The sequence below is a fragment of the Nitrospinaceae bacterium genome, from assembly GCA_018669005.1.
Classification (GTDB): Bacteria; UBA8248; UBA8248; order UBA8248; family UBA8248; genus UBA8248.
Genome location: JABJAL010000108.1, coordinates 1 through 13,575 on the forward strand (window position 1 = coordinate 1; position 13,575 = coordinate 13,575).

Here is a 13,575-nt window from a genome sequence, read left to right on the forward strand (position 1 = left end):
GGAAATTTTGCTGGAATAGAGAATGGGCGAGAAGGTCATGATGCGTGATGAATTTTTAAACGGCTTGATGAACACGCCGCCACAAAGGAGTATAGGTCCTTCTCAAATGGCCCGAGAAAATGTGCCGGATGGCCTGTACTGGCGGGATGAGCAAGGGATAAATTAGGCCGCACTTTCTAAAAGGAGAGTATTGTCGTATAATGCCAAACAATACAATAATCACAGCCGAAACCGTGAGCGTTCGGCAGGGAAGCAGGGCAGTAGCCTTGCTTTTCATTTTTTTTCGCTCCATTTATTGGAAGAGAATATATGTCGACAGAAGGTGTATATGGCGCGCAAAATGAGGGAAAATCCAACCTAGACCACATCTACACCCAGACCGATCCCAGGTCTTATTTCTCCACCTTAAAACCCCTTCACTACATCATCCCCGAGCAGGCGAAATCCATTTTTAAAGCCTTGTGTGAAACCATTGCGGCAGATCGGCCCGATGAGCAAGTTACGGTGGTGGACGTGGGCTGCTCCTACGGAATCAACGGCGCCATATTGAAGTACGACATCTCCATGGACGATTTGTACAGACGTTATGGCTCCCATGAAGCCAATGATCTGACCCGAGCCGAATTGCTTTCCTCCGATCGCGAAATGCTTGACCATTGTCCTCGAAACGAAAATTTCAACGTCATCGGCCTGGATACCTCCGAGGAGGCCGTCCACTATGCGATGGAGGCGGGATATCTGGACCAGGGCATCGTCGCGAATTTAGAGCAAGAGGAGTTAACACCGAGGGAAGCGGAAATAATCCAGAATGCCGACATGATCATCTCGACCGGTTGCGTGGGTTATGTAACGGAAAATACTTTTACATCCCTCCTCAAGTCATTCAAAACGGACGCGCTTCCCTGGGTGGCCTCATTTGTCCTCCGAATGTTTCCTTATGATTCGATAATTCACAAATTAGATGGAAAAGGACTCTTCACCGAAAAACTATTGGAACACGAATTTGTACAGCGCGATTTTGAATCCGATGAAGAAAAATCCCACGTCATTGAACGATTGAAAGCAATTGAGATCGACCCCGCCGGGAAAGAAGCCGGGGGGAAATACTACGCCGATTTTTTCCTCTCGCGGCCTGAAGATGAGATCAAAGAGAATCCGCTCTCGGATATCTTGGAAGGAAACGTCGCGTACAAACCTCAAGTGATGCTTTTGGCGCAATAGCCAAGGCCTCGAGGAAAGCGGTACCTCGATATCACGCAGCCCCCGAAATGCCGATGCCCACTTCTTCCGCGAAAAACACCGAACAGGGTGAGTCCTACATAAAAAATGGTGCCCGAGAGAGGACTTGAACCTCCACAGGCCGAAGCCCACTAGGACCTGAACCTAGCGCGTCTACCAGTTCCGCCACTCGGGCACTGGAAGCGTATATAGAAAGAGCGGCCTATAATGTCAAGTTAGAGGGAGAAGGAACCACAAACTCCTAACTTTACTAGGCAGGCGACCCATGAAAAATTCTGGCACACCCAGGCTTATTTTCTATACGCGGGAGAATTGCTCGCTCTGCGAGAAGGCCAAGTCCGAGATACGCGCAGCCATGCCAGAGCTCATTATCCAGGAAATCGATGTGGACTCAGACCTCGTCCTCAAGGCGCTTTATGGCGAGGAGGTGCCGGTTGGCTTCATCGGCGAGGAAAAAGCATTCAAATACCATGTCGATATTCGCCGCCTGCGCCGCCTCCTTGGGTAGAGTTAAGCGGTAAGTAGACTTTTTCGTTTACGCTGATGGCGGGGACGAGTCCCTACTCGACAGGGGCTTTAAAGGCAGGGCGCGTTTTTGAGAAACTCCCTGCCTGCCGCGATATCGGCTCGAATTTGAGCGACGAGCGCCTCGGGGCCCGAGAATTTCATTTCATCTCTAAGACGCGAGACGAATTCGACTCGAATTTGCTCGCCATAGAGGTCCCGCCCGCCCTCAAGAAGATGTGCCTCGATAGAGACCTTCTTGCCGCCAAAAGTAGGCCGATCGCCGATGTTCACCGCCGCTGGTAGGCGCTCGGCCTCCCGGCCCCCGATTCGGACCCAGCAGGCATAAACCCCCTTTGCAGGGACAAGAATCGGCGGATACGCGACGTTAGCTGTGGGGACACCTATCTGCCGCCCCCGTCCATCGCCCTCGATAACAGGCCCCTCGATAGCATGAAAGCCGCCCAGAAACTCGGCCGCCTCCCCCACCTGACCGGCAAGCAGAAGTTTTCTGACGACCGAGCTACTCACGCGCTGGCCACTCGACATGAAAGGCTCTATCTCGCGGGTCTCAAACCCCAAGCCCTCGCCCTCGTGTCGGAGAAGTTCGACATTGCCGACCGCTCCTTTTCCAAAATGAAAGTTGAACCCGACAAAGATAAGACCAGCCTGTATTTTTTCGTGCAAAATCTTTCGGATGAATTCCTCGGCCTCCATGGCAGCCAACTCGGGAGTAAACGGCTCGACGAAGACCATGTCCACCCCCTGGGCTTCAAGACGTGACAGTTTTTCATCCAAAGTGGTCATCAGAGGCGGGCATCTATCAGGCGAGACAACCGACAACGGATGCGGCTCAAAAGTGAGTATCGCGCACCTAGCGCCCCGCTCGTGGGCAGCTTCCTTTATTTGTTGGCAGATATGTCGATGCGCCAGATGAACGCCATCGAAATTACCGATAGACAGGACGGTGTCCCCGCCCGTAGGGGGCATCACATCAGCGCCCCGAATAACATCCAATGGATTAACACCTCGAATTAATTAAATGCCGCACCACCCTCACGAGCCAGCGAGCACATTTCTAGCAGAGCTTAGCCTCTTGCCGCAAGAAAAGCAGGGGAAGCGAGCCCGGAACATAAAAATCCCCATGGCCAGGCATAATGAAAGTAAGGCCCCATTTATTGCACAGATCCTTCGCTTTTGAGTAGGATATCAAAAGCGTGAGTGGCATTGGACTCCTCGCGCCCCATATTCACACAATTCAGCGTATAATAGCGGCGGCGTCCTCATGGGAGGGCTACACGAGCGCTATTTTCGGCATACCTTTTGATTCTAAAGGATATTCGACATTACATGAAAAAGTCAGGCCTACTTATCTTGAATCAATTCGCCGTTCTTCTCGTCGCCACCCTTCCCGTTATCGCTTGGGGTGCGCCAGCGGCACCAGATTCGAAACAACCGCTTGTTAAAGAACTTCACTTCGAGCGCCCGAGGGCACCTGCCTCGGCTCCCAAGGTTTCGGGCAAGAATCTAAAAATCTCCCTTCGAGAAGCCGTCACGCTGGCCCTTGCCCGCAACTTCGATATTTTAATCGAAGCGCATAACCCCCGAATTCGCGGCCAAGAAGTGGCCATCCAGAAATCCGAATTCGACATTGCCTTTGTCTCAAGCGCAAGCACCGAAAAATCTAATCTCGATTCAGCCTCAAGACTCACCACCAGTACTGGACAGCAGGTCACCAGCGAGCAGAAGGTTACAGCCGGGATTGAGAAAAAATTCATCACCGGCGCAGACGTCGAGCTAACATTCGAGACAGCACGCGAGAACTCGAATTCCACATCGAGAAATATCAACCCGAATTTCGAATCGTCCCTGACATTCACACTGACACAACCGCTTCTCAAAAACTTCGGCATCGATGTGAATAAGGCGAACATAAACATCGCCTCATTCTCCCTCGATCAATCTCTGCTCACCTACCGGGGCCGCGTGATTTCGGTTATCGATTCCGTTGAACAAGCCTACTGGGATCTGGTATTCGCCAACGCCAACCTGAAATTCAGAAGCACATCCCTCAATTTAGCTAAAGACCTGCTACGCCGAAATCGAATCCAGGTGGAGGTGGGAACGCTTGCGCCAATCGAAATCCTGGAGGCCGAGTCCACCGTCGCCCAGCGCGAGGAGGAAGTCATTGTCGCCGAGCGCCAGCTTCAGGACCGCGAGGACGCGCTCAAAAAAATACTCAACGTCTCCGACAATATTTCATCGTGGGCGCTACGCGTCACCCCTGCGGATCAAGCGAATTACAAGCCCATAAAACTCAACGAAATGGCTTCCACGATGAAAGCTCTTGAGAGGCGCGCCGATCTCGAATCGGCTCGTCTCGAAATTGAGAAAAGCAAGATACGCCTCAAGCGGGACCGGACGAACCTCATGCCCGAGCTAGACCTCTCCGCGAGCGCGGCCAACCAGGGCGTTAAAAATTCCTTTTCGAACTCCACCCGGCGCCAATTCAACAACAAAGGCTATGCGCTTTCGGGCGAGCTTGCCATTCGCATACCCATCGGAAATCGGGAGGCGAGAGCGGATTTAGATAAATCGCGCCTTGAGCTCCAGAGAGCCAACGCCGCCTATCAGCAGCTTGAGCAATCCATCATCGAGGAAATCCGTCGAAGCGTCCGCCTCGTGCGCTCAAACACTAAGCGCATCACGGCCACCCGCCTCGCCAGCCGGTTGACCGAGGAGCGCCTTGACTCACAAGAGAAAAAATTCAAGGTCGGCCTCTCGACAAGCCGCGATGTGCTTGAGGACCAGGAAAGCGTGGCGAACGCCCTGTCCAACGAAGTACAAGCGTTGGTTGATTATAATAAAAGCGTCGCCCAGTTGAGCCGCTCCACCTACACCACGCTCCAACGATTTAAAATCAAGCTGGGCGATCCCAGAAAAGGCACTCCGGGCGACAAGCCATGACAACCCGGATCATGGGCGTGGACTGCGGGGAAAAGCGCGTTGGCCTCTCCTTGAGCGATCCACTCGGTATAACAGCACAGCCCCTTGACTACATCCTTCGTGACACCGATGCCCAGGTGGCCGACGAGATCAAAGAACTCATCGAAGCCCATGAGGTCGAGCGCCTGATCGTCGGCCTGCCTCTGAACATGTCGGGCGGCGACACACCCCAGACCAAACGCGTTCGCCGCTTCATTTCAAGACTTAGAAAACTACTGGACATCAAGGTCGAATCCTTGGACGAGCGCTTGAGTACGGCGGAGGCAGAACGCGCTCTTATCGACATGGACGTGCGCCGCAATCGAAGAAAAGAGCGTAGAGACATCGTTGCTGCGCAGCTCATCCTCCAGGGCTACCTGGACATGAAAAGTATTTCCGGCAGCCCTTTGTCATGACCGACAACGAGCACCCAGAACCAGTCCCCCGCCGCAAGAAACGCGTCTTCTTGCTGGCTGCGATAATTCTTATCACACTAGCAGGGGCGGGCTACTGGTATGTAGAGCACGAATTCGCTTCCCCCGCCGCAGGGCCAGGAAGAAAAACCATCCTTTTCAAAGTAAGCCCTGGCATGGGACTGAAAAAAATATCCCGCGCACTTGGGGATAAGGGCATCATCAAATACCCCGCCATCTTCGAGCTTCAGGCCCGCCTCCGGGGCGGGGCCAGCCGGATTCGATCTGGTACCTATAAACTGAGTCCCTCGATGCCCCCCTGGTGCATCTATCAAGACCTCATCAAGGGCCATGTCGCCCAAAACGGATTCACCATTCCAGAGGGATTCAACCTCAAGGAGATAGCCACCGTCATAGAAAAAGCCGGTTTTGGCGACAGGAAGGAAGTTCTAAGCCTCGCCCGCGATCCGGCTTTTCTCAAAAACCTCAAAATCCAGGCCCCCACTCTCGAGGGCTATCCGTTTCCCGACACCTACCGCTTTCCCCTCGAGACCTCGCCCCGGCGAATACTCACCCGCATGGTCAAAAATCTACGACGCAAGTTCAGCCCCTCCCTGCGCCGCCTGGCCCATGAGCAGAATCTGACAATTCACGAAACTTTGACCCTCGCATCGGTCATCGAAAAAGAAACCGCTGTCGGGTCCGAACGACCTATTATAGCTGCCGTTTTCATCAATCGGCTCAAAATAGGCATGCGTCTTCAAAGCGACCCCACCGTCATCTACTCACTTCCCAATTTCGACGGAAATATTCGAAAAAAAGATTTAGCCTTCGATTCTCCATATAACACCTATCGATACAAAGGATTGCCGCCAGGCCCAATTGCTAGCCCGGGTCTTGCTTCCATTCGCGCGGCACTGAACCCTGCCCCAGTGAAATACCTCTACTTTGTCGCGAATCGAGAGGGGGGCCACAAGTTTTCACGAACCTACAGGGAGCACAGGCTGGCCGTCGGACGCTATCAGATTAGAAAACGAAAGGTTGACCGTTAATTATCAGAAATGGCATGATTTAGCCGAGATTGACTACAAAGATGTTTAACAATTTCCTGAATTTACGGATGTATTGATAATCCGCATCCCGCCCAGTGTTTTGCGCCCATATTGCACATCCGGCCGGCGCCCGGGCGGAGAGTGACATTAATGGCACATAATTTACTCCTGGTTGATGAAAGCCCCCTGATTCATCGCGTCGTTGAATTGACGATGGAGGGTCTGAACATCTCCGTCTTCTCTGCTGAGGACACGGAGGAGGCAATGACCCTCGCCCGAAGCCTCAAGCCCGACTTTATTTTGGCGAGTTCCACTTTCAAGAGAAACAGCGGCTTCGATCTCTGCCGAGCCCTCAAGGATGACGACGAGTTGGGCAAAATTCCTGTCCTTATGCTTTCAAGCGCCAAGGAAAATGTCACGGAACAAGAGGCCCTCGATGTTGGCGCGATAGGTGTTCTCACCAAACCCTTCGAGCCCGAGAACCTTCTCGCCTACGTGAAGGAGGCGATATCATCTGCACCCTCTGATGAAGCAGCACTTGAGCCAGAGGTCGATGAGGACATTTTTGACGGAGATGATGCATTCGCGGACCTTGAAGCTGATCCTTTAATCGAAGACCCCCTTACCTCGGAGCCTGAAGACACCCTAGCCGCTGATATCGAAAACCCCCTCGCCGGAGAGCTTGAGAACGCCGCAGAGGAAATAGGGGCAGTCGCCGAGCCAAGCGCATTTGACGAGGACGATGCCTTATCCGATCTGGTAGTCGATGACGATGATGGTATCCCTCCCCTCGACGAGTTGGACGACACTCTTGAGGAGGCCGCCCCCGAGGCACCTCCCGCACCAGATGCTACAGAGGATGAAGATGCTTCCGCTGACACAGCAGCCCTCGAGGAGGTGAGCGTCTCCGGCGAGGATGAGAACATAGATGCATTCCTGGATGAATTTGGCAATGACGTTGAACAAAGCGCTACAGAGGAGACTCCGACCGAGGAAGCCTCACCCTCTCCCGGCGGGGAAGCGACTCCTGAAGAAGAGGATTTCGACCCGATGCAACTCGCTCTGGAGCACACGCTGGCAGACGAATTTGAAGCTCTGGCCGAGGAGGAGACGGTTACCGAAGAAGCTCCCGAGTCTGTTTCTTCTCCCGAGGCCGGCACATCTCTTGATGATGAGGATTTTGACAAGACACTTCAGGAGGTCGAAGATTCCCTGGCTGCAGATTTAGAAAACATGGCAGAAGAATCCACCTTGACCGAGGAGGCCCCCTCCGGTGAGATGCTCGCAGATGACTTGGGAATAGATGAGCTCATAGTCGAGACTCCTGAAGAATCAGCCCTTGAGGAGGCCGAGGCCGAACTAGGTTCTCTTCAAGCGGAACTGGCCGCCGATTTCGAGGCGCCGGATGAAATCGACGAAGGTGGGCTCGAACATCTTGCGGACGACCAAGTCAAAGCGGCTGAAGATGAACTTGCTTCACTGCAAGAAGAATTAGCTGCCGAGGAAGACGATGAGGGCGCTGCCATCTCCGATTACGGAACCTCAGCAACCGAGGCAGAAACTTTTCTTGAAGAAATGGTATTCAGCGAAGAAGGCATTGTTGAAGAATCTCCCGCAGAGGCCGTAGCGGAGGCAGAGGCGGAAACTACTGAAGCGGAGTTCGAATCCGCTCTGGAGGAAGTAGCCTCCGAGGTGGAAAATGAAGAGTCGGCTGCGGCCATAGAGGCGGTTGCCGAAGAGTCGGTCGAGGAGCCTGCCCCCACGGAAGACGATCTTTTCTGGGAGCAGCTTGAAATAGAGGCCGACGACGCAAATGCGGCACCACCCGAGTCTCCCGAAATATATGCTATACCGCATGAGGCTCTAGACGCGGATCCGCCGCCTGAGTTTGTTGAAGATGTAGAGCCCCTTGCGATGCCTCAAGAGCCGAGCGGGGCTTCGGAGCCAGAACATTTAGAGACAAACATAGAGAAAAGCCTGGAGCGAACAGTGGAAGCAATTGTTCCAGCTCTCCTTCGGCGAATAGAAGATTTAGTTGTCGCGCAAATCCCCGACATGGTGGAAAAGATCGTCATCCGGGAAATCGATAAAATCAAACGCGGAGAATAATTTTTTGTTAGAACCCCGCTATGACCCCAAAGCGGCGGAAAACCGTTGGTACGCCTTCTGGCAGGAGAAAAACTATTTCCACGGGCAAGCAGACGATAGCCGCGAGCCCTACTCCATCGTTATCCCTCCACCGAATGTAACCGGCTCCCTTCACATGGGACATGCCCTGAACAACACCCTTCAGGACATCTTAGCCCGCTGGAAGCGAATGAAGGGATATAACGTGTGCTGGATGCCCGGCATGGACCACGCCGGCATCGCCACCCAGAACGTGGTCGAGCGCCAGCTTGCCGACGAGGGGTTGCGCCGCGAGGATCTGGGCAGAGAGGAGTTCGTCAAGCGCGTCTGGGGATGGAAAGCCGAGAGCGGCGGCACCATCATCCACCAGCTCAAGAAATTGGGGGCCTCCTGCGATTGGGAGCGCGAGCGCTTCACCATGGACGAGGGCCTCTCGCAAGCGGTGCGCGAGTCATTTGTACGCCTCTACGAGGAGGGACTCATCTACCAGGGCAACTACCTGGTCAACTGGTGCCCTCGCTGTACGACAGCCGTCTCAGACCTTGAGGTTGAATACGAGGACCGCGATGGGCACATGTGGGATTTTCACTATCCACTATGGGAGGGGGGGCACGGCCTCACCATTTCGACGACCCGCCCCGAGACCATGCTGGGTGACACCGCTGTTGCCGTGCATCCCGACGATGAGCGCCACAAGCACCTTGTCGGCAAGATGCTGCGCCTCCCCCTTCTAGACCGCAAGATACCCGTCATCGCAGACACGTTCGTTGACCCTGAATTCGGTACGGGTGCGGTGAAAGTCACCCCCGCCCACGATCCGAACGACTACGAGGCCGGACTTAGAAACGAGTTGCCTCAGATCAATATTCTCAATACAGATGGTTCGATCAATGAGAACGGCGGGCCCTACGAGGGAATGGACCGCTACGAGGCCAGAGCACGCATCGTCGAGGATCTCGAAAATCTCGGGCTCATGCGCCAGGTCAAACCTCATTCCCATTCCGTGGGCACCTGCTATCGGTGCGCCACCCCGATTGAGCCCTTTCTTTCAAAACAATGGTTCGTCAATACAAAGCCCCTCGCCGAGGAAGCCATTCGCGCCGTCAAGGACGGGCGCATCCGCATCGTTCCCAAGCAATGGGAATCCACTTATTTCGAGTGGATGGAAAACATTCGCGACTGGTGCATCAGCCGCCAGATTTGGTGGGGCCACCAGATACCGGCCTGGCACAACGACAAGACGGGCGAAATCGTTGTCTCCCGTGAAGACCCGGACGACCCCAACCTCAGGCGCGAGACAGATGTGCTCGACACCTGGTTCAGCTCGGCCCTGTGGCCATTCTCAACCTTCGGATGGCCGGAAAAAAACGCCGACCTCGATTATTTCTACCCCACTTCGGTTCTCGTCACCGGCTTCGACATCATTTTCTTCTGGGTTGCACGAATGATCATGAGCGGGCTCAAGTTCATGGACGAAGTTCCCTTCCGCGACGTCTACATCCATGCCCTCGTTCGAGACGAGCACGGCCAGAAGATGAGTAAAACGCGCGGCAACGTCATCGACCCACTCGACATCATCGAGGAGTTCGGCACCGACTCGCTGCGCCTCACGCTGACGGCCATGGCCGCCCAGGGGCGCGACATTCGCCTCTCCACCGAGCGCATCGCTGGCTTCCGAAATTTCTGCAACAAACTATGGAACGCCGCCCGCTTCACGCTGATGAACATAGGCGAGACGCTGCCGGATATGCCTCCCCACGAGACCCTCTCTTTGGGTGACCGCTGGATACTAAGCCGCCTGAACGAAGTCACCCGTAAGACTGACCTCGCATTAGAGGAATACCGCTTCAATGACGCTGCGCTCGCGCTCTACCAGTTCACCTGGCACGAGTTGTGCGATTGGTACATCGAGGTCATCAAGCCGGCGCTGATGAGCGAGTCGGGCGGCGAGGCCAGCAAGGCCGTTCTCGGCCGGGTTCTGGAGAGGACACTGCGCCTCCTCCACCCCATCATGCCCTATATATCAGAAGAAATTTGGCAAAAACTCCCCGGTCGCGAGGGCGAGAGCATCATGATTGCCAACTGGCCCGAGCCCGAACCCGAGTGGGACGACCCCGGGGCCGAGAGCGATTTCGAATTACTCACTGGCATCCTGGGCAGCATCCGGAATATCCGGGGCGAACTTAACATTCCTCCCAACAAGGAAATTTCCGCGTCTATCCGCGTGGGCGCAGAGAATGAAAAAAAACTTATCGAAAATGAATTCGAGTGGTTTCTTCGACTCGGAAAAATCGGCACAGACATCGTAATCGGCTCGGACATCGAGCAGCCCGAGGCCTCTGCGTCCGCCGTTTACGGAAATATTGCCTCCTTTGTTCCCATCAAGGGCCTCATCGACCTGGACGAGGAAATCCAGCGGCTCGACAAACAGATTAAAGATATTGCCAAGTCCATCGGGGGCATCGAGAAAAAGCTCGCCAACCCGAAGTTCGTCGATCGGGCGCCTGAGGAAGTCGTCCAGAAAAACCGGGACGCAATCGAAGAAGAGCGCGGCCGCGAGCAAAAACTTCAGGAAAGCCTATCCAGGCTCATGGAACTAAAAAGCTAGATGACGCCGACAGAGATTCGCGCCCCTGCCATTTCGTGGCGAATCGAGAATCTCGGAGAAGTATCCTCGACCAGTGATATCGCCCTTGAGCGCGCGCGGCTGGGCGAGCCCGAAGGGCTAGTTATCCGTGCCGAAAGCCAGACAAAAGGGCGCGGGCGACTAGGGCGCTCGTGGCTTTCCCCTCCGGGATACGGCCTTTATTTTTCCACTCTTCTGCGCCCCCCCCTGCCGGGCGATCAGCTGGCAGTGCTCAGCCTGGTATGTGCCTTGGCCATCGCCGAGGGGCTAGAGGAGACAGGGGGTATTCCAGCCAGGTTGAAGTGGCCAAACGATATCCGGCTGGGCGAGAAAAAAGTCGGTGGTATTCTCCTTGATTTTGAGTCCTCCGGCGCAGCAAAACCGGCTGTCATCGTCGGCTTTGGGCTCAACCTCAAATCCCCACCGGACGGATATCCAGATGAATTCGCCTCTCGCACCACTTCGATGGAAGCGGCGGGATGCCGACTGCCTCAGAGCGAGGAAATCCTCCACACCCTCCTTAATCGGCTCAGGCTCAGATACCAAGACTTCATCGAATCGGGCTTCAAGCCATTGCGGGAGAGATGGGAGTCGCATTCGGACGGTATCGGACGGCGATTTTCATTTTCCATCGCGGATGCCCCATTGGAGGGTATAATGAGAGGTATCGATGAGGCCGGGCGCCTCATCCTTGATACGGGGGACGGGAATTTGCACTCTGTTGACACAGGGGAGATTATTGAGTCATGAGCGTGCATCTGTTGGCCATAGACGTTGGAAATACCGAGACGGTCATCGGCCTTTTTGAGGGTGAGGAAAAAAGAGCGAGCTGGCGCCTTGGCTCGGTTGCGCGGCGCACAGCGGATGAGCTGGCCGTAATTATCGAGGGCCTCTTTCGCCTCTCGGGGTTTGAGATGTCATCAGTCAGCCGGGTGGTCATATCCAGCGTGGTCCCACCGCTGGGTCCAACGCTGGAGGTGATGTCGACTAACCATTTTGGCGTTACCCCCCTCCTTGTTGGCCCCGGAACCCGGACAGGAATTTCCATCAAATACGACAACCCCCACGAAGTGGGCGCTGACCGAATCGTCAATGCCGTTGCGGGTTTTCATCTTCACGGAGGGCCACTCATCATCGCAGATTTCGGCACTGCGATTACGTTTGATGCGATTTCTGTCGGGGGAGAGTATCTTGGTGGCGCCATATCCCCAGGATTTGGGGTCTCCCTAGAAGCCTTGGTGGAGCGGGCGGCCCGTCTTCCGAGGATTGAACCGGCGGCTCCAACCTCTGTGATAGGAAAAAATACGGTTCACAGCATTCAGTCTGGGATGTTTTTCGGGTATAAAGGTTTGATTAATGGCATTGTTGAGCGAATGAAACTCGAACTCGGCGGTGATACAAAGGTGGTGGCAACGGGAGGTCAAAGCCTTCTTTTCTCAGAGGATGAAAATATCTTTGACCACATTGACCCGGATCTCACCCTCATCGGGCTCCGACTTATCGCGGAGCGAAATCCCTAGGCGAGCCGTAACATCATTTCGCTCCAGCTTTCACTAACGAGGCAAGAAACGCGTGTATCTTGAATACTGGGGACTGAAAGTTTCCCCTTTTGAAAATTTGCCAAATCCAGATTTCCTTTACTTCTCATCCAAGCACGAGGAGGCGCTAACACGTCTCGTCTATGCCGCCCAGGGGAGAAAAGGGGCGGCGATGCTCACGGGCGACCCAGGTATGGGGAAGACCACTCTAACGCGCGCCTTTATTCGCCAGCTCGACGAGAAACGCTATGACATCGGCCTCGTCGCTAACCCAAGTCTTGAGCCCGTCGATTTCATCAAGGAGATTCTCTACCAGCTCGACGTTCAGTCCGACTCCACCTCGAAGGTCGATCTTCTCCGTCTCCTGAACGAGAAGATGTTATCCAACATCCAGAAGGACATGGATACAATCGTCATCGTGGACGAGGCCCAGGCGATTGAGAACGAAAAAACATTAGAGGAGCTTCGGATGCTCCTGAACTTCCAGATGAACGATCGCTTTTTACTGACCTTGATACTCGTCGGGCAGCCCGAACTCCAGGCAAAAGTGGAGAGCATTCCGCAACTTAGCCAGCGAATTTCTATCAAGTACCACCTGAGCCCTCTCGACTATACCGACACGGTTAAATTCATATTTTTCCGCCTCAAGGTGGCGGGCCTCGAAAAAAGTATATTCTCTGAGGAAGCCATCAAGAACATATTTCAAATGTCGGGGGGCATCCCTAGGCGCATCGTCAACCTTTGCGACCTTTGCCTCCTCGTCGGTTTTACCTATAAGGTGCCGCTCATTAACAGCAAACTGGTGGATAAGGTCATCCGCGACAGCGAGGGTGGGGGGTAGGCCATGCGCTTGAGTGATTTGATCAAAAATGGACCCGAGGGCGAGGACAAAGGGCCGAAGAAGAAAAAACCGCCCGAGGCACCAAAAGAAGAATCCTTCAGGCTAAGCGAGCTAAAAGGTCTTCAACAAGAGGAGACCGCTGCACCCGTCCCCGATGTCCCTGAGCCGGCCATCGCCCCCGAGGAGGTGCCGCTCGATATTCCAGACCTTCCCGGGGTCCCACAAGTTGCCTCTACTCAATCTATATCAC

Annotated in this window: 13 protein-coding genes and 1 tRNA gene; 12 read left to right on the forward strand and 2 right to left on the reverse strand. The window is 54.4% G+C overall.

The features are described 5' to 3' along the window. Positions 1 to 22: 22 nt before the first annotated feature. Both HOJ95_16975 and HOJ95_16980 read left to right on the forward strand, forming a co-directional pair. Positions 23 to 166 carry a hypothetical protein gene (locus HOJ95_16975; protein MBT6396390.1) on the forward strand — a complete coding sequence of 48 codons (144 nt, stop codon included), beginning with the start codon at positions 23 to 25 and terminating at the stop codon, positions 164 to 166. Positions 167 to 309: 143 nt separating this feature from the next. Continuing rightward, a complete protein-coding gene (locus HOJ95_16980) occupies positions 310 to 1,221 on the forward strand; it encodes a class I SAM-dependent methyltransferase (protein ID MBT6396391.1) in 912 nt (303 codons plus the stop codon). Between the two features lie 106 nt (positions 1,222 to 1,327). On the opposite strand, the gene HOJ95_16985 is transcribed toward HOJ95_16980, so the two are convergent. Then, positions 1,328 to 1,414: transfer RNA gene (locus HOJ95_16985), tRNA-Leu, on the reverse strand. 90 nt (positions 1,415 to 1,504) lie between these two features. On the opposite strand from HOJ95_16985, the gene HOJ95_16990 reads away from it, so the two are divergent. Further along, a complete protein-coding gene (locus HOJ95_16990; GenBank protein MBT6396392.1) occupies positions 1,505 to 1,747 on the forward strand; it encodes a glutaredoxin family protein in 243 nt (80 codons plus the stop codon). Positions 1,748 to 1,815: 68 nt separating this feature from the next. On the opposite strand, the gene HOJ95_16995 is transcribed toward HOJ95_16990, so the two are convergent. Beyond that, positions 1,816 to 2,760: a bifunctional riboflavin kinase/FAD synthetase gene (locus HOJ95_16995; GenBank protein ID MBT6396393.1), complete on the reverse strand. Its 945-nt coding sequence runs from the start codon at positions 2,758 to 2,760 to the stop codon at positions 1,816 to 1,818. A 333-nt stretch (positions 2,761 to 3,093) separates the two neighbouring features. Between HOJ95_16995 and HOJ95_17000 the strand changes: the two genes are divergently transcribed. The 9 genes from HOJ95_17000 to HOJ95_17040 all read left to right on the forward strand — a co-directional run. Next, a complete protein-coding gene (locus HOJ95_17000) occupies positions 3,094 to 4,710 on the forward strand; it encodes a TolC family protein (protein MBT6396394.1) in 1,617 nt (538 codons plus the stop codon). Continuing rightward, on the forward strand, positions 4,707 to 5,144 hold the full coding sequence (gene ruvX, locus HOJ95_17005; protein ID MBT6396395.1) for a Holliday junction resolvase RuvX: 438 nt from the start codon (positions 4,707 to 4,709) through the stop codon (positions 5,142 to 5,144). The genes HOJ95_17000 and ruvX overlap by 4 nt, the downstream gene beginning before the upstream one ends. Next, entirely contained in the window at positions 5,141 to 6,193 is a 1,053-nt protein-coding gene (gene mltG, locus HOJ95_17010) for an endolytic transglycosylase MltG (GenBank protein ID MBT6396396.1), read from the forward strand. Before ruvX ends, mltG begins: the two co-directional genes overlap by 4 nt. A gap of 150 nt (positions 6,194 to 6,343) precedes the next feature. Continuing rightward, positions 6,344 to 8,302 (forward strand): response regulator, encoded by a 1,959-nt coding sequence (locus tag HOJ95_17015; protein MBT6396397.1) that lies wholly within the window; start codon positions 6,344 to 6,346, stop codon positions 8,300 to 8,302. Between the two features lie 4 nt (positions 8,303 to 8,306). Beyond that, positions 8,307 to 10,928 (forward strand): valine--tRNA ligase, encoded by a 2,622-nt coding sequence (locus HOJ95_17020; GenBank protein ID MBT6396398.1) that lies wholly within the window; start codon positions 8,307 to 8,309, stop codon positions 10,926 to 10,928. Next, the gene (locus tag HOJ95_17025; protein ID MBT6396399.1) at positions 10,929 to 11,696 is read left to right on the forward strand and encodes a biotin--[acetyl-CoA-carboxylase] ligase; all 768 of its coding nucleotides are present in this window, start codon (positions 10,929 to 10,931) and stop codon (positions 11,694 to 11,696) included. Next, positions 11,693 to 12,466, forward strand: a complete 774-nt coding sequence (locus tag HOJ95_17030) for a type III pantothenate kinase (GenBank protein ID MBT6396400.1) — start codon at positions 11,693 to 11,695, stop codon at positions 12,464 to 12,466. The genes HOJ95_17025 and HOJ95_17030 overlap by 4 nt, the downstream gene beginning before the upstream one ends. Positions 12,467 to 12,518: 52 nt before the next feature. Beyond that, complete coding sequence (locus HOJ95_17035) at positions 12,519 to 13,325, forward strand: AAA family ATPase (GenBank protein ID MBT6396401.1); 807 nt, start codon at positions 12,519 to 12,521, stop codon at positions 13,323 to 13,325. A 3-nt stretch (positions 13,326 to 13,328) separates the two neighbouring features. Then, a partial coding sequence (locus tag HOJ95_17040) for a hypothetical protein (GenBank protein ID MBT6396402.1) occupies positions 13,329 to 13,575 on the forward strand: 247 nt, incomplete at its 3' end.

Bases quoted from the DNA above. Each gene is read 5' to 3' on its own strand.
- ruvX (MBT6396395.1), top strand. From the start codon at position 4,707: ATGACAACCCGGATCATGGGCGTGGACTGCGGGGAAAAGCGCGTTGGC.
- HOJ95_16975 (MBT6396390.1), top strand. From the start codon at position 23: ATGGGCGAGAAGGTCATGATGCGTGATGAATTTTTAAACGGCTTGATG.
- HOJ95_17000 (MBT6396394.1), top strand. From the start codon at position 3,094: ATGAAAAAGTCAGGCCTACTTATCTTGAATCAATTCGCCGTTCTTCTC.
- HOJ95_17015 (MBT6396397.1), top strand. From the start codon at position 6,344: ATGGCACATAATTTACTCCTGGTTGATGAAAGCCCCCTGATTCATCGC.
- mltG (MBT6396396.1), top strand. From the start codon at position 5,141: ATGACCGACAACGAGCACCCAGAACCAGTCCCCCGCCGCAAGAAACGC.
- HOJ95_17030 (MBT6396400.1), top strand. From the start codon at position 11,693: ATGAGCGTGCATCTGTTGGCCATAGACGTTGGAAATACCGAGACGGTC.
- HOJ95_16980 (MBT6396391.1), top strand. From the start codon at position 310: ATGTCGACAGAAGGTGTATATGGCGCGCAAAATGAGGGAAAATCCAAC.
- HOJ95_17025 (MBT6396399.1), top strand. From the start codon at position 10,929: ATGACGCCGACAGAGATTCGCGCCCCTGCCATTTCGTGGCGAATCGAG.
- HOJ95_16990 (MBT6396392.1), top strand. From the start codon at position 1,505: ATGAAAAATTCTGGCACACCCAGGCTTATTTTCTATACGCGGGAGAAT.